Raw genomic sequence first — 22,764 nt, 5'->3', positions numbered from 1 at the left:
AGCTCACCGCCGGGTAACGATTAGCTAATGGGATGATGTCAACCATGAAGGGACGAGTCCTTGTCGTCGACGACGACACCGCGCTGGCCGAGATGCTCGGCATTGTGCTGCGTGGAGAAGGTTTTGAGCCGTCGTTCGTAGCGGACGGCGACAAGGCACTGGCTGCCTTCCGGGAGGCCAAGCCGGACCTGGTGCTGCTGGACCTCATGCTGCCCGGACGGGACGGCATAGAGGTGTGCAGGCTGATCCGCGCCGAGTCCGGGGTGCCGATCGTCATGCTGACGGCGAAGAGCGACACGGTGGACGTGGTGGTGGGCCTGGAGTCCGGGGCCGACGACTACATCGTCAAGCCGTTCAAGCCGAAGGAGCTGGTGGCCCGCATCCGGGCGCGCCTGCGGCGCTCCGAGGAGCCGGCGCCCGAGCAGCTGGCCATCGGTGACCTGGTCATCGACGTGGCCGGGCACTCGGTCAAGCGCGACGGTGCCTCCATCGCCCTGACCCCGCTGGAGTTCGACCTGCTGGTCGCGCTCGCCCGCAAGCCCTGGCAGGTGTTCACCCGCGAGGTGCTGCTGGAGCAGGTCTGGGGCTACCGGCACGCGGCGGACACCCGTCTGGTCAACGTGCATGTGCAGCGGCTGCGCTCCAAGGTCGAGAAGGACCCGGAGCGCCCCGAGATCGTCGTGACGGTGCGCGGTGTCGGCTACAAGGCCGGACCCAGCTGACGTGCAGCCCGGCGGTTCCCGGGACGGCTCCCGTCGGGGGGCCCCGCGGGGTTCCCGGTCGCCCCGCGCGGGGGTGACCGGCAACCCCGTGCTGCGGCTGTTCGTGCGCCTCGTGCGCCGGCCGCTGCTTCCGGCTGTCCGGTTGTGGCGGCGCAACATCCAGCTCCGGGTGGTCGCGGCGACGCTGTTGATGTCGCTCGCCGTGGTCCTCGCGCTGGGCTGGGTCGTCGTCGCGCAGGTCAGCAAGGGCCTCCTCGACGCCAAGGAGGAGGCCGCGCAGAGCCAGGCCGCGGGAGGGTTCGCGGTCGCACAGGAGAAGGCGAACACCCCGTCGGCCGTGGACGGGCCCGACGCCACCGACAACAAGGTCGGCCGGGACGCCAGCACCTGGATGAACTCGCTGGTCAAGCAGCTCGCCAGTGGTGGTCAGACGGCCTTCGAGGTCGTCGCGCTCGGCGCCGGCACCGGCGAGGAGGGCCCGGGCGGGCCGGGACCGGCCGCCCAGGGCGTCAAGGGGGCCCGCGCCTCCGGCAACGTCGACCCGACCGCGAGCGTGCCCGTCGGGCTGCGCCGGGCCGTCAACCACGCCACCGGCACCTTCAAGACGTTCTCCGAGATCCGCTACACGGCCGGGGCCGGGGAGAAGGCCCCCGAGCCCGCGCTGGTCGTGGGCAAGCGGCTCACGGACATCAACGGGGACCCGTACGACCTGTACTACCTCTTCCCGCTCACCCAGGAGGAGGAGTCCCTCAACCTGGTCAAGAGCACCCTGGCGACCGCCGGGCTGTTCGTGGTGGTGCTGCTCAGCGCCATCGCCTGGCTCGTCGTGCGCGTGGTGGTGACCCCCGTGCGGATGGCCGCCGGGATCGCGGAGCGGCTGTCCGCAGGGCGGCTCCAGGAACGCATGAAGGTCACCGGCGAGGACGACATCGCCCGCCTCGGCGAGGCCTTCAACAAGATGGCCCAGAACCTCCAGAACAAGATCCAGCAGCTGGAGGAGCTGTCGCGGATGCAGCGCCGCTTCGTCTCCGACGTCTCCCACGAGCTGCGCACCCCGCTGACAACGGTGCGGATGGCCGCCGACGTCATCCACGACGCCCGGGTCGACTTCGATCCCGTCACCGCCCGTTCGGCGGAACTGCTCGCGGGACAGCTCGACCGGTTCGAGTCGCTGCTCGCCGACCTGCTGGAGATCAGCCGTTTCGACGCGGGCGCGGCCGCCCTGGAGGCGGAGCCGATCGACCTGCGGGACGTGGTGCGCCGGGTCATCGACGGCGCCGAACCGCTCGCCGAGCACAAGGGCACCCGCATCCGGGTCCTGGGCGACACCCAGCCCGTCATCGCCGAGGCCGACTCGCGGCGCGTCGAGCGCGTGCTGCGCAACCTGGTCGTCAACGCGGTGGAGCACGGCGAGGGCCGTGACGTGGTGGTCCGGCTGGCCTCGGCGGGCGGGGCCGTCGCCGTGGCCGTACGGGACTACGGGGTCGGGCTCAAGCCCGGCGAGGCCACCCGCGTCTTCAACCGGTTCTGGCGGGCCGACCCCGCGCGGGCCCGGACGACCGGCGGAACGGGCCTGGGCCTGTCCATCGCCGTCGAGGACGCGCGGCTGCACGGCGGCTGGCTCCAGGCCTGGGGCGAGCCCGGCGGCGGCTCCCAGTTCCGCCTGACCCTGCCGCGCACCGCCGACGAGCCGTTGCGCGGATCGCCGATCCCGCTGGAGCCGGAGGACTCGCGCGGCAACCGGGCGCGGGCCGCCGCGGAGGCCGCCGCCGAACGGGGCGGCGCCGACGGGGCGGGCGGTCCGGCCGCGGGGCGGGGCGAGCGCGTCGACCGCTCGCCGATACCGCCGAGGCCCGCGGTCACCACCGCCGTACCGGTGCCCGCCGATCCGACGGCGCTGCCGGGCAACGGCGCGCGGGTCGTGGCCCGGCCCACCGATCAGGGAACAGCACAGGAGGACGGATCCGGTGGAGGACGCTGAGCGCGCGCGGCGCGGCGTACGGGAGGGGCGCGGCGTACGGGAGGGGCTCGGCCGGTCGGGCGGGCGCGGCGGCCCGGCGGGTCGCGGCGCGCGGCGCGCGGCGCCGACGGGGCCGGCGGCGCTGCCGGTGCTCGCGGTGGCCGGCCTGCTGCTGTCCGGCTGCGCCTCCATGCCCGACCGCGGGGAGATCCGTCGGGTGGAGGCCTCGCAGGGCGTGGACTCCCAGGTACGGGTCTTCGGGGTGCCGCCCGCCGACAAGGCCAGTCCGGCCGACATCGTCGACGGCTTCCTGGAGGCCATGACCAGCGACGACCCGCAGCTCGCGACGGCCCGCAAGTACCTCACCGAGGACGCCGCGAAGAACTGGAAGCCCGGCACGGCCGTCACCGTCCTGTCCGCCGGCCTCGACCGGGTGCCCGTCCAGGGGGAGAAGGACCCCGACGGGCCGCGCTGGAAGGTGTACGGCAAGAAGCTCGCGACGGTCGACGAACGCAGTGCCTACCAGCCGGAGACCGGCGGCGGGCGCTACGAGGAGTTCCTCCAGCTGGTCCAGGTCAACAAGCAGTGGCGGATCGCCACCCCGCCCAGCAGCCTGGTCCTGAGCGAGTCCGACTTCCAGCGGATCTACAAGCCGGTCAACAAGTACTACTTCGCGGGCTCCACGCTCGTCGCCGACCCGGTGTACGTGCGCCAGCGCAGCGACCCCGACTCCCGCATGGACCCCACCACGCAGACCGTGCAGTCGCTGCTCGCCGGTCCCTCCAAGTGGCTCGGCCCGGTCGTCACCACCGCCTTCCCGACCGGCACCGAACTGCGCGAGGGCACCAAGTCCCTTTCCTACGACGGCCAGAACACGCTGCGCGTCCCGCTCAACGACAAGGGCGGCAACGTCGGGCAGCCGCAGTGCCAGAAGATGGCCACCCAACTCCTCTACACCGTGCGGGACCTGACGGCCTCCCGGCTGGACCGGGTCGAACTGCTGCGCCCCGACGGGAAGTCCTCGCTGTGCTGGGTGACCGGTTCGGCCGCCGCGGTCATCGCCGGCCGGCCGCCGTCCCCGGACCACCAGTACTACGTGGACAAGGACGCCCGGCTGGTGCGGATGGTGCTGAACGTGGGCGCCGACGACCAGCAGCAGGACAAGCCGGAGCCGGCGCCCGGCCCGCTGGCCACGGCCGCGGCCTTCAAGGTGGGTTCGGCCGCGATCACGTACGACGAGAAGCGGGCGGCGGTGGTCTCCGAGGACGGCCACGGGCTGTACGTGGTGACGCTGACGACCGCCGGTCCGATGCCGCAGCCGCTGCTGAACAGCAAGTCGGGCAAGCTGACCGCGCCCACCTGGGACGCCCGCGGCGACCTGTGGATCGCGGACGGCGACCCGCAGACCCAGGGCCTGTGGCGGGTCCCGGGAGGGACCGGGACCCCGCAGAGGGTGGAGGTCTCCGGGCTGAACGGGGCGCGGATCACCGGGCTGAAGGCCTCGCCCGACGGGGTGCGCGTCGCGCTGCTCGTGGAGCGGGAGGGCGCCCGCAAGAACCTCTTCCTGGGGCGCGTCGAGCGGACCGAGGGCGCCGGGGACTCCGCGCCGGTGTCGGTGCGCGAGCTGCGGCCCGCGGCCCCGCAGATGGCGGAGGTCACGGCGATGAGCTGGGCGCCGCGCGGGCGGCTGCTGGTGGTGGGCCGCGAGAGCGGCGGCGTCGACCAGGCCCGCTACATGCTGGCGGACGGGTCGATGGTCGCGGCGAGCCTGCCCGGGGCGACCGGGATGAGCGCGATCGCCGCCTCCGAGGACGAGGCCAAGCCGGTGGTGGCCCTCTCTGGCGAGGACGGCATCGTGTGGCTGCCGCCGGGCGCGCAGTGGCGCACGGTGGCGGCGGGTGGCAAGGCGCCGGTCTACCCGGGCTGAGCCGCCGCCCGACCCGGCCGGGTCTTCCACGGCCTGGTTTTCCACAGGGGTGGCGGGCGCGGTGCGCGCCCGGCACGGTGGACGCATGCGGGAGTGCGTGCGGGGCTGGTGGCGCGAGGTGAGCGGGCTGGTGCTGGCCGGCGGCTGCGAGGGCTGCGGCGCGGCCGGGGCCGGGCCGCGGTTGTGCGCGCGGTGCCGTGCCGCCCTGGGCGGGGCCCGGGCGGGGCGGGTGCGGCCGGCCGAGCGGCGGGCGGGGCCGGTGGGGCTGCCGGCGGTGTACGCGGGGGCGCCGTACGAAGGGGTCGTACGGACCGTCCTGCTGGCCCACAAGGAGCGCGGGGCGCTGCCCCTGGCGGGCCCGCTGGGCGGGGCCCTCGCGGCGGCCGTGCTGCGCGCCGGTGCCGGTGCCGGTGCCGCGGCCGATCGGGTGGGCGGTGACCGGGCCGGTGACGACCGGGTGGCCGGTGGTGGTGTCCGCCGGGACGCGGGGCGGGAGCTGGCGCTGGTGCCCGTGCCCTCCGCGCGGCGGACCGTACGGGCGCGCGGGCACGATCCGACGCGCAGGATCGCCCTGGCCGCCTCGGCGCGGCTGCGCGCGGCCGGGGTGCCCGCGCGGGTGGTGCCCCTGCTGGAACCGTGCCGGCCGGTCGAGGACCAGGCGGGGCTGGGGGCGGCACGGCGGTTCGAGAACCTCGCCGGGGCCCTTCGGGTGCGCCCGGGAGGGCTGCGCGCGGCGGCCGGGGCACGGATCCTGCTGGTGGACGACCTGATCACGACCGGGGCCACGCTCGCGGAGGCGGCGCGGGCCCTGCGCGCGGCCGGAGCGGCGCCGGGGGCGGCCGCCGTGGTGGCGGCGCCCGGCGGGTCGTTCGAGCGGATCCGGCCGGATCCGGGCGGTGGTCGCCGGCCGGATACCCGGACAGAGCAAAAATCTTGTGAATAGATTTGGAACTGCCGGGGAATGCGCATCGTTGCAGGTAGTAAGAGGGAACAGCCACCTGATCGGAGGTATGTTCCGGTAGCGGGTGCCGACAACCGGCTTTGAGAGATATGTTCGGTTGTGAGGAACTGGCGATCCTTGGGCCCCGGGGATCGGAGCACCGATCCGCCCGTTATTGGAATCTTCGTGTCAGAGGGTGTCTCTCTACTCCGAAGTCGGTGGGATGTAGATCTTGCCGATGGGGGAGGAGGAGGTGAAAGTCGCCAAGTCCGAGGCTCCGGTGTTCACCGGAGCCTGGTGCGAAAGGGAGACGCTTCGCCGCTGGAGGCGGGGCTCTCCGGGAACGGAGTTCTGCGTGGACATCGTCGTCAAGGGCCGCAAGACCGAGGTGCCCGAGCGGTTCCGCAAGCACGTGGCCGAGAAGCTGAATCCGGAGCGGATCCAGAAGCTCGACGCCAAGGTGATCAGCTTGGACGTCGAGGTGTCCAAGGAGCACAACCCGCGCCAGGCCGACCGTTCCGACCGCGTGGAGATCACCCTGCGTTCGCGGGGCCCGGTGATCCGTGCCGAGGCCGCCGCGGCAGACCCGTACGCGGCGCTCGACCTGGCTCAGGACAAGCTGGAGGCCCGGCTGCGCAAGCAGCACGACAAGCGTTTCACCCGCCGCGGCAACGGCCGGCTGTCGGCGGCCGAGGTCGCCGACGTGGTGCCCGGCGTCGCCCAGCTGAACGCGAACGGCGAGCCGGTCGGCGAGGAGAAGGCGGAGGGGGTCCCGACCACACGCATCGGATCCCTGGAAGTCCAGGGCGAGGGCCCGCTCATCGTCCGCGAGAAGACCCACACGGCCGGGCCCATGTCGCTCGACCAGGCGCTCTACGAAATGGAACTGGTCGGCCACGACTTCTATCTGTTCGTGGACTCCGAAACCAAGATGCCCAGCGTCGTCTACCGCCGTCACGCCTATGACTACGGCGTCGTCCACCTGAACTCCGACGGAGCCTCCAGCTCGGACGAGTCCGCGGCCGGCGCGGGCGGCGCGCTCGGCGGCTGATCATTCGACCGTCGCCCCTGTGGAACGCCCCGGGCGTTCCACAGGGGCACTTGTCCGAGAAGAATGGCCGGTTGTCACCCCTACCGGCGCGTACTGGCCCGTATGAGCCAGACCGGTTCCGCGGGACCCCCGTGCGATGGTGCGGGCATGGAATCATGGCGGGCAGTCAATCGGCGGGGCAATCCGCCGGGTTGGCCGGCAGCTCGGTACATGCAGGGGGAGGAATGATGGCGGACGGCTTCGGGCCGGTGCGCGGTGACGACGGCGCGGGCTGTCGTGTGGTGGACTCGGCCGGGGCCGGCGAGAGCGCGGGCGATCCGGCGGGGGAGCCCATCCGGGTGCTCGTCGTCGACGACCACGCCCTGTTCCGGCGCGGGCTGGAGATCGTCCTCGCGCAGGAGGAGGACATCCAGGTCGTCGGTGAGGCGGGGGACGGGGCGGAGGCGGTCGACAAGGCCGCGGACCTGCTGCCGGACATCGTCCTCATGGACGTGCGGATGCCCCGGCGCGGCGGCATCGAGGCCTGCACCTCGATCAAGGAGGTGGCCCCCTCCGCGAAGATCATCATGTTGACGATCAGCGACGAGGAGGCCGACCTCTACGACGCGATCAAGGCGGGGGCGACGGGCTACCTGCTGAAGGAGATCTCCACGGACGAGGTCGCCACCGCGATCCGGGCCGTGGCCGACGGGCAGTCCCAGATCAGCCCGTCCATGGCCTCCAAGCTGCTGACCGAGTTCAAGTCGATGATCCAACGCACCGACGAGCGGCGCCTGGTGCCCGCGCCGCGGCTGACGGACCGCGAGCTGGAGGTCCTCAAGCTCGTGGCGACCGGCATGAACAACCGGGACATCGCCAAGCAGTTGTTCATCTCCGAGAACACGGTCAAGAACCACGTGCGCAACATCCTGGAGAAGCTCCAGCTCCACTCCCGGATGGAAGCGGTCGTCTACGCGATGCGGGAGAAGATCCTGGAGATCCGCTGACGGGGTCCGCGGCGGGGTCCTTCGCCGGGTCCGCGGCGGCGCCCGGGGAGGGTCGCGGGCCGGGACCCGGTCACCCGGTCACCGGAGCGCGGCCAGCTCGGCCGTGACGGCGTCCGCCTCGGCCGGGGTGGAGGCCCGCTCGACGCGCACGTCCTCGCAGCCGACCCACCCCGCCGCCTCCCACAGGGCCCCCGCCATGGCCCCGGCCGCCTTCGGGTTGGTCAGGGACAGCTGCCGGGCCACCAGCGTGGTGCCCTCGCGGGCCGGGTCGACGCGGCCCCGCAGCCGGCCGTCGGCCAGCAGCGGCATCGCGAAGTAGCCGTGGATCCGCTTCGCCTTGGGGACGTAGGCCTCCAGGCGGTGGGTGAAGCCGAAGATCCGCTCGGTGCGGGGCCGGTCCCACACGAGGGAGTCGAACGGGGACAGCAGGGTGGTGCGGTGGCGCCCGCGCGGCGGCGCGGCCAGCGCCTCCGGGTGGGCCCAGGCGGGCTTGCCCCAGCCCTCCACCGCCACCGGGACCAGGCCGGCGTCCTCGACGACCGCGTCGAACTGCTCGCCCTTGAGGCGGTGGTAGTCGGCGATGTCGGCGCGGGTGCCCACCCCGAGCGAGCGCCCCGCCAGCGCCACCAGCCGGCGCAGGCACTCGCGGTCGTCGACGTCGTCGTGGAGCAGGGCGTCGGGGACGACCCGCTCGGGGAGGTCGTAGACGCGCTTCCAGCCGCGCCGCCGCGAACAGATCACCTCACCGGTGTCGAGGAGCCACTCCACCGCGATCTTGCTCTCGGACCACTCGAACCACTCGCCGCCGTTCTTCGCGCCGCCGAGCTCGGTGGAGGTCAGCGGGCCGTCCGCCCGCAGCCGGTCCAGGACCGCCCTCGTCGAACGCTCCTTGTCCGCCAGGACGTGCCAGCGGTGGCCGCGCGCCAGCCGCGAGCGGCGGCGGAAGGCGAAGTGCGGCCACTCCTCGATCGGCAGGACGCAGGCCGCGTGCGACCAGTACTCGAAGGCGTGGCCGTCGCTCCAGTACGCCTCCTCCACCGCCTCCCGGCCGACGGCGCCCAGGCGCGCGTACGGGATCAGCTCGTGCGAGCGGGCCAGTACGGAGATGGTGTCCAGCTGGACCGCGCCCAGGTGGCGCAGCACCCCGCGGACCCCGCCCCGGCGGTCGGGGGCGCCGAGCAGGCCCTGCGCGCGCAGGGCGATCCGGCGGGCCTCGTCGGCGGACAGGGAGACGGTCGGGCGGGGCGCGCCCGCGGGGCTGCTGGTCATGGGCGCAGCCTAGGCCGGGGCACTGACAGGGGAGGGGACGCCGTCGGCGGAGACGTGGGGGAGGGCGGGGGTCAGGCCGAGGTCGGAGGGGAGCAGCGCGCCCACCCAGCAGTCGCGGGTGGTGCCCCGGTGGCGCATGCCGGCCCGCAGGAGGCCCTCGACGTGGAATCCGGCCTTCTCGGCGACGGCGCGGGAGGCCCCGTTGCCGGCTTCGGCGCGCCATTCGAGGCGTACGGAGCCCAGCTCGGTGAAGGCCCAGCGGGCGACGCCGAGGACGGCTTCGGTCATGTAGCCGTGGCCGCGGTGCTCCTTGGTGGCCCAGTAGCCGATCTCGTGGGCGCGCTCGCCGAAGGCGAGGTGGACGTGGATCCCGATCGCGGCGACGAGGGGGCCGCCCGCGCCGAGGCGCACGGCGAAGGAGTAGGCGGTGTCCTCGCGCCAACCGGTGGGGACGATCTCGTTGACGAAGGCGCGGGCGTGGACGCGTTCGTAGGGGCTGGGGACCAGGGTCCAGCGCTGGATGTCCGGGTCTTGGGCGGCGGCGTACACCTCGTCCTCGTCGGCGGGGCCGAAGGGCCGCAGGTCGAGGCGGGGCGTGGTGAGGACGGTGGGCTCCATGGGCGGATTCTCGCGGCGCGCGCAGGGGGAGGCGAACACTTTTTTCCAAAAGCCGTCCGACGGGGGCGGCACCTATGCCGTCCCCCATACGTTCTCATTCAGGGCACCCGTGCCCTACGGATACGGCGGACCTCCCGGCGTGACCACGTCCTCGCTTACGATGGCCGTTGCGGTGGGGCCCACCTGCCGTGCCCGGTTACGAAACAGTGCCCAGGCCCGACCGGCAAGGAGACAAACCTCGGTGTCCGTCTTCAACAAGCTCATGCGTGCAGGCGAAGGCAAGATCCTGCGCAAACTGCACCGCATCGCGGACCAGGTCAACTCCATCGAAGAGGACTTCGTCAACCTCTCCGACGCCGAGTTGCGTGCGCTGACCGACGAGTACAAGCAGCGTTTCCAGGACGGGGAGAGCCTGGACGACCTGATGCCCGAGGCCTTCGCCACCGTGCGCGAGGCCGCCAAGCGCGTCCTGGGTCAGCGGCACTACGACGTCCAGATGATGGGTGGCGCGGCCCTGCACCTCGGCTACGTCGCCGAGATGAAGACCGGTGAGGGCAAGACCCTCGTCGGCACCCTGCCCGCGTACCTGAACGCCCTGTCCGGCAAGGGCGTCCACCTGATCACGGTGAACGACTACCTGGCCGAGCGCGACTCCGAGATGATGGGCCGGGTCCACAAGTTCCTGGGCCTGTCCATCGGCTGCATCCTGGCGAACATGTCGCCGGCGCAGCGTCGCGAACAGTACAACTGCGACATCACGTACGGAACGAACAACGAGTTCGGCTTCGACTACCTGCGCGACAACATGGCGTGGTCGCAGGAGGAGCTGGTCCAGCGCGGCCACAACTTCGCCGTGGTCGACGAGGTCGACTCGATCCTCGTCGACGAGGCCCGTACCCCGCTGATCATCTCCGGCCCGGCCGACCAGGCCACGAAGTGGTACGCCGACTTCGCGAAGCTGGTGACCCGCCTGACGAAGGGCGAGGCCGGCCAGCCGCTGAAGGGCATCGAGGAGACCGGCGACTACGAGGTCGACGAGAAGAAGCGCACCGTCGGCATCCACGAGGCCGGTGTCGCCAAGGTCGAGGACTGGCTCGGCATCGACAACCTCTACGAGTCGGTGAACACCCCGCTCGTCGGCTACCTGAACAACGCGATCAAGGCCAAGGAACTGTTCAAGGCCGACAAGGACTACGTCGTCATCGACGGCGAGGTCATGATCGTCGACGAGCACACCGGTCGTATCCTCGCCGGCCGCCGCTACAACGAGGGCATGCACCAGGCGATCGAGGCGAAGGAGGGGGTGGACATCAAGGACGAGAACCAGACCCTCGCCACGATCACCCTCCAGAACTTCTTCCGCCTGTACTCGAAGCTGTCCGGCATGACCGGTACGGCCATGACCGAGGCCGCCGAGTTCCACCAGATCTACAAGCTCGGCGTCGTCCCGATCCCGACGAACCGTTCGATGCAGCGCAAGGACCAGCCCGACCTCATCTACCGCACCGAGGTCGCCAAGTTCGCCGCCGTCGTCGACGACATCGCGGAGAAGCACGAGAAGGGTCAGCCGATCCTCGTCGGCACGACCTCCGTCGAGAAGTCCGAGTACCTCTCGCAGCAGCTCTCCAAGCGGGGCATCCCGCACGAGGTCCTCAACGCCAAGCAGCACGAGCGCGAGGCCACGATCGTCGCCCAGGCCGGTCGCCGCGGCGCGGTCACCGTCGCCACGAACATGGCCGGTCGCGGTACGGACATCAAGCTCGGCGGCAACCCGGACGACCTCGCCGAGGCGGAGCTGCGCCAGCGCGGCCTCGACCCGGAGGAGCACATCGAGGAGTGGGCGCACGCCCTGCCCGAGGCCCTGCACCGCGCGGAGGCGGCCGTGAAGGCCGAGTTCGAGGAGGTCAAGGACCTCGGCGGGCTGTACGTGCTGGGCACCGAGCGGCACGAGTCGCGTCGTATCGACAACCAGCTGCGCGGTCGCAGCGGCCGTCAGGGCGACCCGGGCGAGTCCCGTTTCTACCTGTCGCTGGGCGACGACCTGATGCGTCTGTTCAAGGCGCAGATGGTCGAGCGGGTCATGGCGATGGCGAACGTGCCGGACGACGTCCCGATCGAGAACAAGATGGTGACGCGGGCGATCGCGTCGGCCCAGTCGCAGGTCGAGACCCAGAACTTCGAGACCCGCAAGAACGTCCTGAAGTACGACGAGGTCCTCAACAGCCAGCGCGAGGTCATCTACGGCGAGCGCCGCCGCGTCCTGGAGGGCGAGGACCTGCACGAGCAGGTGCGCTTCTTCATGGACGACACGATCGACGCGTACATCGCGGCCGAGACGGTCGAGGGCTTCGCGGAGGAGTGGGACCTGGAGCGGCTGTGGAGCGCCTTCCGGCAGCTCTACCCGATCAAGGTCACGGTCGACGAGCTGGAGGAGGCCGCCGGCGACCGCGCGGGCATCACCGCCGAGTTCATCGCGGAGTCCGTCAAGGACGACATCCACGAGCAGTACGAGGCGCGCGAGACGGCGCTCGGCTCCGAGGTCATGCGCGAGCTGGAGCGGCGCGTGGTCCTGTCGGTGCTCGACCGCAAGTGGCGTGAGCACCTCTACGAGATGGACTACCTCCAGGAGGGCATCGGCCTGCGCGCGATGGCCCAGAAGGACCCGCTGGTCGAGTACCAGCGCGAGGGCTTCGACATGTTCAACGCCATGATGGAGGGCATCAAGGAGGAGTCCGTCGGCTACCTGTTCAACCTGGAGGTCCAGGTCGAGCAGCAGGTCGAGGAGCTTCCGGTGCAGGACGCGGCGCCTTCGCTGAACAAGGAGCCGGCCGCCGTGCGTCCGGAGATCCGGGCCAAGGGCCTGGAGGCCCCGCAGCGTCGGGACCGGCTGCACTTCTCCGCCCCGTCGGTGGACGGCGAAGGCGGTGTCGTCGAGGGCGACTTCGAGTCCGAGGGCGGCGGTGACGGCCTGACGCGCGCCGAGCGGCGCAAGGCGCAGAAGGCCTCGGGCGGACGTCGCCGCAAGAAGTGACCCCGACCCGATCGGGGTGAGCACGTCGGCCGGGGCCGGACACCGAGGGTGTCCGGCCCCGGCCGCGTCGTGTCCGGGGACCGGGTGCCGTGTGCGGCGTGCCGCGCGCCCGGCGGGATCAGGGGCGGGGGGCCGGGCGCGGGGGCCGGATCTCCACGGCCGCGCAGCGCCAGCGCAGGTCGGGGCCCTGTTCGAGGCGGAAGGCCATCGCCTGGACGCGGTCGCCCGTCGCGATGCGGGCGAAGGCCTCGATGACCCCGGGCCCCGGGTGGAAGCGGCCGCAGTGGCGCAGCACGGGGCGCGGGCGGTCGCGCGACGGCGTGGAGGGGGCCAGCCCGGCCAGTTGCTCGTACGCCTCTCCCACGGTGTGGCCGAGGAGCGAGTGGACCGGCCGTTGGCCGCTGAGCACGGCCAGCAGGCGCCGGGCGAACCAGTCGTGCGGGGCGGGCGGGCGCCGTGCCGGGATCGTGGTGACGGGGCGGGTGGCCGGGGCCGTACGTGTGGTTGTGGCCGCGACCGGGGCCGGGGCCGTACGTGCGCCGGTGGCTGTGGCCGCGCCCGTGCCCGTCGCCGTGAAGGGGGTCGTGACCGGGGTCGGGCGAGGGGCCGTGGGAGGTCGGGCCGTCCCCGTCCCCGTCGCCGTGTTCGTGCCCGGCGCCGTGCCCGTGGTCGGGCGGGGGGCGGTGGGGGGTCGGCGTTGGTCGCGGCGTCCGGCGGGGCGGGTGCGGCCGGGGCCGCCGGGCCCGGCGCGTCGGCCCTCGCCGCCGACCGAGGCGCGGGTGGTGGTGCTGGTGTCCATGGCGGATCCCCCGAACGGACCGGGCCCGGCAGCGGTGGTACCGGGCGGTAACTTGATGGGGGGTTTCTACGGTCGCCGAACACGCTCCGCAACCGCCCGCTCGGCGGCCTCCGGCGCCCGCCCCCGTTCACCTATCCGGATGGCCCCGACCCGCCCCCGGGGCCCCGTCCGCCGGGCCCGAGGAGCGGGGTGGACGGCCCCCGAGGGGCTCCCGTGGGCCCGAAGGGGTACCGGCCCGTCACCCTGACGGCCGCGTCCGGGCGCGCGGTGGGACGTACGGCGGGCGGGGCACGGGGACGCGGGGGCGCGGTCGTATCCTGAGGGCGTTCTCCGACTACCGAAAGCAGCCGGCCATGCGCGTGTACGTCCCCCTGACACTCCCCGGGCTCGCCGAGGCGCACAAGGCGGGCGAGCTGGGCCCCGCCCCGCTCCGCGCGTACGCGGTCACGCCCGCGCTGCGCGAGTGGTACGTCTCCGACGACATCGAGGAGCTGGAGTACGCGGCCCTGGGCCGCGCCGCCACCGCCTCCCTGCGCCTGCTCGCCGAGGACGCGGCCGCGCCCCGCAAGCGGGTCGTCGTCGCCCTCGACGTGGCCGACAAGGCCGTCACCGCCGACGAGGGCTCCGACGAGGCCGCCCTCGGCCGGGTCGCCCTCGCCGCGCCCGTACGCCTCACCGTGGCCGCCTCCGTGCACGTGGACGCCGACGACGCCCGCGCGGACGTCGCGGCCGCCGCCGGAGCCGTCACCGCCTCCGACGCCGGGGACGACGACGCCCGCTCCACCGTCGACGCCGCCGACGAGCACGAGCTGCTCTGGTTCGGCGTCCAGGAAATCCCGGGGCTGCTGGCATGAGCGCGACGAACCATCTGGTCTGGGACTGGAACGGCACCCTGCTCCACGACATCGACGCGGTGATCACCGCGACGAACGCGAGCTTCGCCGAGCTCGGCTTCCCGCCGATCACCCTGGAGACGTACCGCGACCTGTACGTCGTACCGGTCCCGAAGTTCTACGAGCGCCTCATGGGCCGGCTGCCCACCGAGGCCGAGTGGCTGGTCATGGACGAGGCCTTCCACCGCCACTACTGGGTCGCCGCCGACGGCGCCGGGCTCACCGAGGGGGCCCGGGAGCTGCTGCGCGACTGGCAGGGCGACGGGCTCACGCAGTCCCTGCTGTCCCTGGCGCCCCACGAACGGCTCATACCGCTCGTGACCGCGCACGGGATCGACACGCACTTCCTGCGCGTCGACGGACGCGTCGGGCCCTCGCACACCACGAAGGCGGGGCACCTCGTACGCCATTTGGCCGCCATCGAACCCTTCGGTGTGACCGCCGCCCGTACGGTCCTCATCGGAGACGCCGTGGACGACGCCCTCGCCGCCGCCCACGTGGGCGCGCGGGCCGTCCTGTACACCGGCGGTTCGCACAGCCGCGCAAGTCTGGAATCGGCCGGAGTTCCCGTCGTCGACACCCTGGCGGAAGCGGTCGCCACAGCTAGAGGCCTGGCCGAATAGCACTCGACGCGGGCGGCCTTGGCACGCCGGGCCACCTGCGTCGCTGTCCAGAACGTCAAAGTTCCGGCTCCGGATTTGTACACACACAGATCAGGACTGGGGCTAGCCTGGTACCCGTGATCAGCGCGATAGTCACCGGGGACACTGACGCCCCCGACCCGCGCCCGGCGCACGACCGTGCCCGGGCCTTCGCTGATCCCTGCCGCCGGGACCTCCTGCCTCACATGGCCGAAACCCTCCCGGTCGGCTCTCACGACGGCATAGCGTCGATCCCGAATCCGGACGGACATCCCGCCTCATCGCGGCGCCGTGTCATTCCTTCCTTCACCTACGTCACGCAATGGCGCGCGACAGGAGCCAGAGGACATGCAGACCAAGCTGGACGAAGCAAAGGCCGAGCTGCTCGCGCGGGCGGCACGGGTAGCTGAGAACAGCCCGGCCGGGGGGCTACTTCCGACTGGGTCCGAGCAAGGGGAGCGCCCCGACCGGGCCACGACCCTCTCCTACCTCCAGCGCTACTACCTGCACACCGCGCCGGAAGACCTCCTCGACCGGGACCCGGTCGACGTCTTCGGTGCGGCACTCTCCCACTACCGGCTCGCCGAGACCCGTCCGCAGGGCACCGCGAACGTCCGGGTGCACACCCCCACGGTCGAGGAGAACGGCTGGACCTCCAGCCACTCGGTCGTCGAGGTCGTCACCGACGACATGCCCTTCCTCGTCGACTCCGTCACCAACGAGCTCTCCCGCCAGGGACGCGGCATCCACGTCGTGATCCACCCGCAGGTCGTCGTGCGCCGCGACGTCACCGGCCGGCTCATCGAGATCCTCGGCCCCGACTGCGACGCCCACGGCCCCAAGACCGCGCGCCCCCACGACTCCCTCGTCGAGTCCTGGATCCACGTCGAGATCGACCGCGAGACCGACAAGGCCGACCTCAAGCAGATCACCGGCGACCTGCTGCGCGTCCTGTCCGACGTCCGCGAGTCCGTCGAGGACTGGGAGAAGATGCGCGACGCCGCGCTGCGCATCGCCGACGAGCTGCCGAACGAGCCCACCGCGCCCGACCTGCGCGAGTACGAGCTCGAAGAGGCCCGCGAACTGCTGCGCTGGCTGGCCGACGACCACTTCACCTTCATCGGCTACCGCGAGTACAACCTCGTCGACGACGACGCCCTCGCCGCCGTGCCCGGCACCGGCCTCGGCATCCTGCGCTCCGACCCGCTGCACACCGGCCAGGAGGACGCGCACCCCGTCTCGCCGTCCTTCAACCGGCTCCCGGCCGACGCCCGGGCCAAGGCCCGCGAGCACCGCCTCCTGGTGCTGACCAAGGCCAACAGCCGCGCCACCGTGCACCGCCCCTCGTACCTCGACTACGTCGGCGTCAAGAAGTTCGACGCCGACGGCAACGTCGTCGGCGAGCGTCGCTTCCTCGGCCTGTTCTCCTCCGCCGCGTACACCGAGTCCGTGCGCCGCGTCCCGGTGATCCGCCGCAAGGTCGCCGACGTGCTGGAGCAGGCGGGTTTCGCCCCCTCCAGCCACGACGGCCGCGACCTCCTCCAGATCCTGGAGACCTACCCGCGCGACGAGCTGTTCCAGACCCCGGTCGACAAGCTCCGCGAGATCGTCACCTCCGTCCTGTACCTCCAGGAACGCCGCCGGCTGCGGCTGTACCTGCGCCAGGACGAGTACGGCCGCTACTACTCCGCGCTGGTCTACCTGCCCCGCGACCGGTTCACCACCGGCGTCCGGCTGCGCCTGATGGACATCCTCAAGGAGGAGCTCGACGGCATCAGCGTCGACTTCACCGCCTGGAACACCGAGTCGGTCCTCTCCCGCATCCACTTCGTCGTCCGCGTCCCGCAGGGCACCCAGCTGCCCGCGCTGACCGACGCCGACGTCGAGCGCGTCGAGTCCCGCCTGGTCGAGGCCGCCCGCTCCTGGGCCGACGGCTTCCAGGAGGCCCTCATCGCCGAACTCGGCGAGGAGCGCGCCGCCGAACTGCTGCGCAAGTACGGCACCTCCTTCCCCGAGGGCTACAAGGCCGACCACTCGCCGCGCTCGGCCGTCGCCGACCTGTGCCACCTGGAGCGGCTCTCCGCCAGCGACAGCGAGTTCGCGCTGTCCCTGTACGAGCCGGTCGGCGCGGGCCCCGGCGAGCGCCGCTTCAAGATCTACCGCACCGGCGAGCAGGTCTCCCTCTCCGCCGTCCTGCCGGTCCTCCAGCGCCTGGGCGTCGAGGTCACCGACGAGCGGCCGTACGAGCTGCGCCGCACCGACCGGGTCAGCGCCTGGATCTACGACTTCGGCCTGCGGATGCCCGCCGGCGCCGGCAACGGGGACGCCTACCTCGGCGACGATGCCCGCGAGCGGTTCCAGGAGGCCTTCGCGGCCGTGTGGACCGGCGCGGCCGAGAACGACAACTTCAACACCCTGGTGCTGGGTGCCGGGCTCACCTGGCGGCAGGCCGTCGTCCTGCGCGCGTACGCCAAGTACATGCGCCAGGCCGGCTCCACCTTCAGCCAGGACTACATGGAGGACACCCTCCGCAACAACGTCCACACCACCCGGCTGCTGGTCTCCCTCTTCGAGGCCCGGATGTCGCCGGTCCGCCAGACCGCCGGCACCGAGCTGGTCGACGCCATGCTGGAGGAGCTGGACGGGGCCCTGGACCAGGTCGCCTCGCTCGACGAGGACCGCATCCTGCGGTCGTTCCTGACCCTCATCAAGGCCACCCTGCGCACCAACTTCTTCCAGCCGGACAGCGCGGGCGAGCAGCACTCCTACGTGTCGATGAAGTTCGACCCGCAGGCCATCCCGGACCTGCCGGCCCCGCGCCCCGCGTTCGAGATCTGGGTGTACTCCCCGCGCGTCGAGGGCGTCCACCTGCGCTTCGGCAAGGTCGCCCGCGGCGGCCTGCGCTGGTCCGACCGCCGCGAGGACTTCCGTACGGAGATCCTCGGCCTGGTCAAGGCGCAGATGGTCAAGAACACCGTCATCGTGCCCGTCGGCGCCAAGGGCGGCTTCGTCGCCAAGAACCTGCCGGACCCGTCGGTGGACCGCGACGCGTGGCTCGCCGAGGGCATCGCCTCGTACAAGATCTTCATCTCGGCGCTGCTCGACATCACCGACAACATGGTGGCCGGCGAGGTCGTGCCGCCGCAGGGCGTCGTCCGGCACGACGAGGACGACACCTACCTCGTCGTCGCCGCCGACAAGGGCACCGCCACCTTCTCCGACATCGCCAACGGCGTCGCCGAGTCCTACGGCTTCTGGCTGGGCGACGCCTTCGCCTCCGGCGGCTCCGCAGGCTACGACCACAAGGGCATGGGCATCACCGCCCGCGGCGCCTGGGAGTCGGTCAAGCGCCACTTCCGCGAGCTGGGCCACGACACCCAGACCGAGGACTTCACGGTCGTCGGCGTCGGCGACATGTCCGGCGACGTCTTCGGCAACGGCATGCTGCTCTCCGAGCACATCCGCCTGGTCGCGGCCTTCGACCACCGGCACATCTTCATCGACCCGAACCCGGACTCGGCCGTCTCCTACGCCGAGCGCCGCCGCCTCTTCGACCTGCCGCGCTCCTCCTGGGCCGACTACGACACCGCCCTGCTGTCGGCGGGCGGCGGAGTGCACCCGCGCAGCGCCAAGGCCATCCCGGTCAACGCCCAGATGCGCGAGGCCCTCGGCATCGAGGCGGGCGTCACCAAGATGACCCCGGCCGAGCTGATGCAGGCCGTCCTCCAGGCCCCCGTGGACCTGCTGTGGAACGGCGGCATCGGCACGTACGTCAAGGCGAGCACCGAGACGCACGCCGACGTCGGCGACAAGGCCAACGACGCCATCCGCGTCAACGGCTCGGACGTCCGCGCCCGGGTCATCGGCGAGGGCGGCAACCTCGGTCTGACCCAGCTCGGTCGCATCGAGTTCGCCCGCTCCGGCGCCGGCGGCGAGGGCGGCAGGATCAACACCGACGCCATCGACAACAGCGCGGGCGTCGACACCTCCGACCACGAGGTGAACATCAAGATCCTGCTCAACGCGGTCGTCGCCGACGGCGACATGACCGTCAAGCAGCGCAACAAGCTGCTCGCCGAGATGACCGACGAGGTCGGCACCCTCGTTCTGCGCAACAACTACGCGCAGAACGTCGCCCTGGCCAACGGCTCCTCCCAGGCCCCCAGCCTGCTCCACGCCCAGCAGCGCTTCATGCGCCGCCTGGGCCGCGACGGACTGCTGGACCGCCAGCTGGAGTTCCTGCCCAACGACCGGCAGATCCGCGAGCTGCTCAACAACGGCAAGGGCCTGACCCAGCCGGAGCTGGCCGTCCTGTTCGCCTACACCAAGATCACGGTGGCGGACGAGCTGATCGCGACCGAGCTGCCGGACGACCCGTACCTGCGCCGTCTGCTGCACGCCTACTTCCCGGGCGCGCTGCGCGAGCGGTTCCCCGAGCAGGTCGACGGGCACGCGCTGCGCCGCGAGATCGTCACCACCCTGCTGGTCAACGACACCGTCAACACCGGTGGTTCGACCTTCCTGCACCGCCTGCGCGAGGAGACCGGGGCCTCCCTGGAGGAGATCGTCCGGGCGCAGCTCTCGGCCCGCGAGATCTTCGGGCTGGCCGAGGTGTGGGACGCCGTCGAGGCCCTCGACAACAAGGTCGCCGCCGACGTCCTGACCCGGGTGCGGCTGCACTCGCGCCGACTGGTCGAGCGCGGCACGCGCTGGCTGCTCAACAACCGGCCGCAGCCGCTCCAGATCACCGAGACCGTCGAGCTGTTCGGCGAGCGCGTGGCGCATGTCTGGTCCGAGCTGCCGAAGCTGGTGCGCGGCGCCGACCTGGACTGGTACCGGTCGGTGATGGACGAGCTGATCGGCGAGGGCGTGCCGGAGGAGCTCGCGGCGAAGGTGGCCGGGTTCTCCTCGGCCTTCCCGACGCTGGACATCGTCGCGATCGCGGACCGTACGGGTGTCGACCCGCTGGCCGTCGCCGAGGTGTACTACGACCTCGCCGACCGGCTGGAGATCACGCAGCTGATGGACCGCATCATCGAGCTGCCGCGGTCGGACCGTTGGCAGTCGATGGCCCGCGCGTCCATCCGCGAGGACCTCTTCGCGGCGCACGCCGCGCTGACGGCCGACGTGCTGTCGGTGGGCGACGGCGAGTCGACCCCCGAGGAGCGCTTCAAGGTCTGGGAGGACAAGAACGCCGCGATCATCGGTCGCGCCCGGACGACCCTGGACGAGATCCGGGGCTCGGACGACTTCGACCTGGCGAACCTGTCGGTGGCGATGCGGACGATGCGCAGCCTGCTGCGCGTGCACGGCGCCTGACGACGGCGCACGCGGTGAAGGCCCCGGCTGTCGGAACGACTCGTTCCGGCAGCCGGGGCCTTCCGGCGTCCGAGGGCCCCCGGGCGGGTGCGTACGGTGCCGCGTCCGCGGGTGCGTCCGCGGGTCAGCCGCGGGTGTGGGCCTCGTAGGCGTCGCAGACCTCGGCCGAGGGGCCGTCCATGCGCAGGACCCCGGACTCCAGCCAGATGGCCCGGTCGCAGGTCTCGCGTACGGTGCCGATGCCGTGGCTGACCAGGAAGACGGTGCCGGCCTTCGCGCGCAGCTCCTCGATGCGGGCCTGGCTGCGGCGCTGGAAGGCGGCGTCGCCGGTGGCCAGGGCCTCGTCGATCATCAGGACGTCGTGGTCCTTGGCGGCGGCGATGGAGAACCGCAGCCGGGCGCCCATGCCGGAGGAGTAGGTGCGCATCGGCAGGGAGATGAAGTCGCCCTTCTCGTTGATGCCGGAGAAGTCGACGATGTCCTGGTAGCGCTCGCGGATCTGCGTGCGGGTCATCCCCATGGCGAGCCCGCCGAGGACGACGTTGCGCTCGCCGGTGAGGTCGTTCATCAGGGCGGCGTTGACGCCCAGCAGGGAGGGCTGGCCGTGTGAGTAGACGGCGCCGCGGGCGACGGGCTGGAGGCCGGCGATGGCCTTCAGGAGGGTGGACTTGCCCGAGCCGTTGGAGCCGATGAGGCCGATGGCCTCGCCCTTGTACGCGGTGAAGCTGACGCCCTTGACGGCGTGCACCTCGCGCACGCCCGGGGCGGGCCGGCGGGAGAAGATCCGGCTGAGGGCGGCGGTGGCGCCGCCGCGCGCGCCCTGGCCGTGCACCTTGTAGATCACGTGGACCTCGTCGGCGATGACGGTCGGGACGCGGGTGTCGGCGGCCGCCCCGTGGCGGGGCGCGCTGCGGGTGATGGTGTCAGCCACGGCCGTACTCCTCCTCCGCCTTCCAGAAGAAGACGAATCCGCCGACGCCGGCGAGCAGGGCCCACCCGATCGCGATCGGCCACACGTGATGGGGCAGGGCGCTCGCCTTGAAGCTGTCGATCAGGGCGAAGCGCATCAGGTCGATGTAGACGGCGGCCGGGTTGGCCTTCAGCAGGAGCGTCACCCAGTGCGGCAGGTGGTCCGTCCTGAGCATGGAGTCGATGGACCACATGACGCCCGAGGAGTACATCCAGGTCCGCAGGACGAAGGGCATCAGCTGGCTGACGTCGGGGTTCTTGCTGCCGATGCGGGCCATGACCAGGGCGCAGCCCGCGCAGAAGACGGCCGTCAGGAACAGGGCCGGCAGGGCGATCAGCCAGGAGGCGGACGGGGTCTGGCCGAAGGCCAGCAGCAGCACCACCAGGGCGGCCATGGTGACGAGGAGCTGCTGGAAGAGCTGCACCACGGAGGAGAGCGGCAGGCTCGCGCGCGGGAAGTGCAGGGCGCGGACCAGGCCGAGGTTGCCGTGGACGGCGCGGGTACCGGCGTTGACGGAGCTGCCGATGAAGTCCCAGACGAAGACGCCGGTGATCAGGAAGGGCACGTAGTCGGGCACGCCGTGGCTGGCCTTCATGACGATGCCGAAGATGAAGTAGTAGACGGCCGCGTTGAGCAGCGGGGTCATCAGGTGCCAGACCTGGCCGAGCTTGGCCGTGCTGTACGTGGAGTGCATCCGGGCGGTGGCGTACGCCGTCACGAAGTGGCGTCGGCCCCAGAGCTGCGCCACGTAGCGGGGCAGGGAGGGCCGGGCGCCGCTGACGGTCAGGCCGTGGGCCGCCGCGAGCTCCGCCGCGCGGGCGGCGGTCGGGGCGGCGGCGGGGGCCGTGGTGGTAACGGTCACGGGGGTCGCTTTCGACGGGGTCGGGGCGCCATCGACGACGGAACGGGTCCGTATCGTCGTTACGTGGAGCGTAGGCCGGGACACGTCGGAACGCAACCGTATCGTCGTGACGTGGGGGTGCCGTCCCGCGCGGCTATGCTCTGTCCATGACCAACGAGCCCGCCCCCGCCCCCGCCCGCCGCGCCCCCGCCGGGGCGGCCGTCCTGCGCGAGGACGTGACCGAGGCGATCCGCGCGGCGGTCGTGGACGAGCTCGCGGCCGTGGGCTTCGCCCGGATGTCCATCGAGGGCATCGCCCGGCGGGCCGGCGTCGGCAAGACGGCCGTGTACCGGCGCTGGAAGTCCAAGCTCCACCTGGTGCTCGACCTGGTCGGCGCCTTCGCCGCCGACGGCCTGCCCGTGCCCGCCACCGGTTCCCTCTACGGGGACGTACGCGCCCTGCTGGAGGTCATGTCACACGTGCTGCGCCACCCGGTGGCCTCGGCGGTGATCCCGGACCTGCTGGTGGAGGCCGCCCGCAACCCCGAGATCGCCGACGCCGTCCGGGGCGCCCTGCTCGACGGCCAGAGGCGGCTGGCCGAGGGGATCGTCGCCGAGGCCGTCGCGCGCGGCGAGCTGCCCGCCTCGGCCTGCCCGGAGCGGGCCCTGGACCTTGCGATCGGCCCGCTCTACTGGCGGCAGGTGGTGGTGCGCGACGCCGTGCCGGCGGCCTACCTCGACGACCTCGCCCGCTCGGTGGTGGCGGGCATGGCGGCGACCGGCCCCGACGCCGCCTGA

General features: G+C 72.2%; 16 protein-coding genes. 11 read left to right on the top strand and 5 right to left on the bottom strand.

Annotation, left to right across the window (positions count from 1 at the left end):
• Nucleotides 1-32: 32 nt before the first annotated feature.
• The 6 genes from mtrA to ACZ6ZI_RS04625 all read left to right on the top strand — a co-directional run bounded on the left by mtrA (nucleotide 33) and on the right by ACZ6ZI_RS04625 (nucleotide 7,586).
• On the top strand, nucleotides 33-722 hold the full coding sequence (gene mtrA, locus ACZ6ZI_RS04650) for a two-component system response regulator MtrA (RefSeq protein ID WP_189747360.1): 690 nt from the start codon (nucleotides 33-35) through the stop codon (nucleotides 720-722).
• An 88-nt stretch (nucleotides 723-810) separates the two neighbouring features.
• A complete protein-coding gene (gene mtrB, locus ACZ6ZI_RS04645) occupies nucleotides 811-2,703 on the top strand; it encodes an MtrAB system histidine kinase MtrB (protein ID WP_469515877.1) in 1,893 nt (630 codons plus the stop codon).
• Nucleotides 2,690-4,609 carry an LpqB family beta-propeller domain-containing protein gene (locus ACZ6ZI_RS04640; RefSeq protein WP_469515698.1) on the top strand — a complete coding sequence of 640 codons (1,920 nt, stop codon included), beginning with the start codon at nucleotides 2,690-2,692 and terminating at the stop codon, nucleotides 4,607-4,609. Before mtrB ends, ACZ6ZI_RS04640 begins: the two co-directional genes overlap by 14 nt.
• 85 nt (nucleotides 4,610-4,694) lie before the next feature.
• Nucleotides 4,695-5,552, top strand: coding sequence for a ComF family protein (locus tag ACZ6ZI_RS04635; RefSeq protein ID WP_469515695.1), 858 nt, complete (start codon nucleotides 4,695-4,697; stop codon nucleotides 5,550-5,552).
• A gap of 352 nt (nucleotides 5,553-5,904) precedes the next feature.
• A complete protein-coding gene (hpf, locus tag ACZ6ZI_RS04630; protein WP_363062152.1) occupies nucleotides 5,905-6,600 on the top strand; it encodes a ribosome hibernation-promoting factor, HPF/YfiA family in 696 nt (231 codons plus the stop codon).
• Between the two features lie 227 nt (nucleotides 6,601-6,827).
• Complete coding sequence (locus tag ACZ6ZI_RS04625) at nucleotides 6,828-7,586, top strand: response regulator transcription factor (RefSeq protein ID WP_363062154.1); 759 nt, start codon at nucleotides 6,828-6,830, stop codon at nucleotides 7,584-7,586.
• A gap of 78 nt (nucleotides 7,587-7,664) precedes the next feature.
• Here the strand turns inward: ACZ6ZI_RS04625 and ACZ6ZI_RS04620 are convergent, their stop codons facing one another.
• A complete protein-coding gene (locus ACZ6ZI_RS04620; RefSeq protein ID WP_469515690.1) occupies nucleotides 7,665-8,855 on the bottom strand; it encodes a winged helix-turn-helix domain-containing protein in 1,191 nt (396 codons plus the stop codon).
• A gap of 9 nt (nucleotides 8,856-8,864) precedes the next feature.
• Nucleotides 8,865-9,473: a GNAT family N-acetyltransferase gene (locus tag ACZ6ZI_RS04615; protein ID WP_469515687.1), complete on the bottom strand. Its 609-nt coding sequence runs from the start codon at nucleotides 9,471-9,473 to the stop codon at nucleotides 8,865-8,867.
• Nucleotides 9,474-9,714: 241 nt separating this feature from the next.
• Between ACZ6ZI_RS04615 and secA the strand changes: the two genes are divergently transcribed.
• Entirely contained in the window at nucleotides 9,715-12,504 is a 2,790-nt protein-coding gene (secA, locus tag ACZ6ZI_RS04610; protein ID WP_469515684.1) for a preprotein translocase subunit SecA, read from the top strand.
• Between the two features lie 118 nt (nucleotides 12,505-12,622).
• Here the strand turns inward: secA and ACZ6ZI_RS04605 are convergent, their stop codons facing one another.
• Entirely contained in the window at nucleotides 12,623-13,303 is a 681-nt protein-coding gene (locus ACZ6ZI_RS04605; RefSeq protein WP_469515681.1) for an Rv3235 family protein, read from the bottom strand.
• Between the two features lie 353 nt (nucleotides 13,304-13,656).
• Here ACZ6ZI_RS04605 and ACZ6ZI_RS04600 point away from each other — a divergent pair, with 353 nt between their 5' ends.
• From ACZ6ZI_RS04600 to ACZ6ZI_RS04590, 3 genes are all read left to right on the top strand, one after another.
• On the top strand, nucleotides 13,657-14,157 hold the full coding sequence (locus tag ACZ6ZI_RS04600) for a DUF6912 family protein (protein WP_469515677.1): 501 nt from the start codon (nucleotides 13,657-13,659) through the stop codon (nucleotides 14,155-14,157).
• The gene (locus tag ACZ6ZI_RS04595; RefSeq protein ID WP_363062166.1) at nucleotides 14,154-14,819 is read left to right on the top strand and encodes an HAD family hydrolase; all 666 of its coding nucleotides are present in this window, start codon (nucleotides 14,154-14,156) and stop codon (nucleotides 14,817-14,819) included. Before ACZ6ZI_RS04600 ends, ACZ6ZI_RS04595 begins: the two co-directional genes overlap by 4 nt.
• A gap of 366 nt (nucleotides 14,820-15,185) precedes the next feature.
• Nucleotides 15,186-20,156, top strand: coding sequence for an NAD-glutamate dehydrogenase (locus ACZ6ZI_RS04590; RefSeq protein WP_469515673.1), 4,971 nt, complete (start codon nucleotides 15,186-15,188; stop codon nucleotides 20,154-20,156).
• Nucleotides 20,157-20,280: 124 nt separating this feature from the next.
• Here the strand turns inward: ACZ6ZI_RS04590 and ACZ6ZI_RS04585 are convergent, their stop codons facing one another.
• Nucleotides 20,281-21,087, bottom strand: a complete 807-nt coding sequence (locus ACZ6ZI_RS04585) for an ABC transporter ATP-binding protein (protein ID WP_363062170.1) — start codon at nucleotides 21,085-21,087, stop codon at nucleotides 20,281-20,283.
• Nucleotides 21,080-21,988: an ABC transporter permease gene (locus ACZ6ZI_RS04580; protein ID WP_363062172.1), complete on the bottom strand. Its 909-nt coding sequence runs from the start codon at nucleotides 21,986-21,988 to the stop codon at nucleotides 21,080-21,082. Before ACZ6ZI_RS04580 ends, ACZ6ZI_RS04585 begins: the two co-directional genes overlap by 8 nt.
• 146 nt (nucleotides 21,989-22,134) lie before the next feature.
• On the opposite strand from ACZ6ZI_RS04580, the gene ACZ6ZI_RS04575 reads away from it, so the two are divergent.
• The gene (locus ACZ6ZI_RS04575) at nucleotides 22,135-22,764 is read left to right on the top strand and encodes a TetR/AcrR family transcriptional regulator (protein ID WP_469515669.1); all 630 of its coding nucleotides are present in this window, start codon (nucleotides 22,135-22,137) and stop codon (nucleotides 22,762-22,764) included.

Source organism: Streptomyces sp. NPDC103540 (genome assembly GCF_055584445.1).
This window is presented reverse-complemented; position numbering and strand designations above follow the sequence as displayed.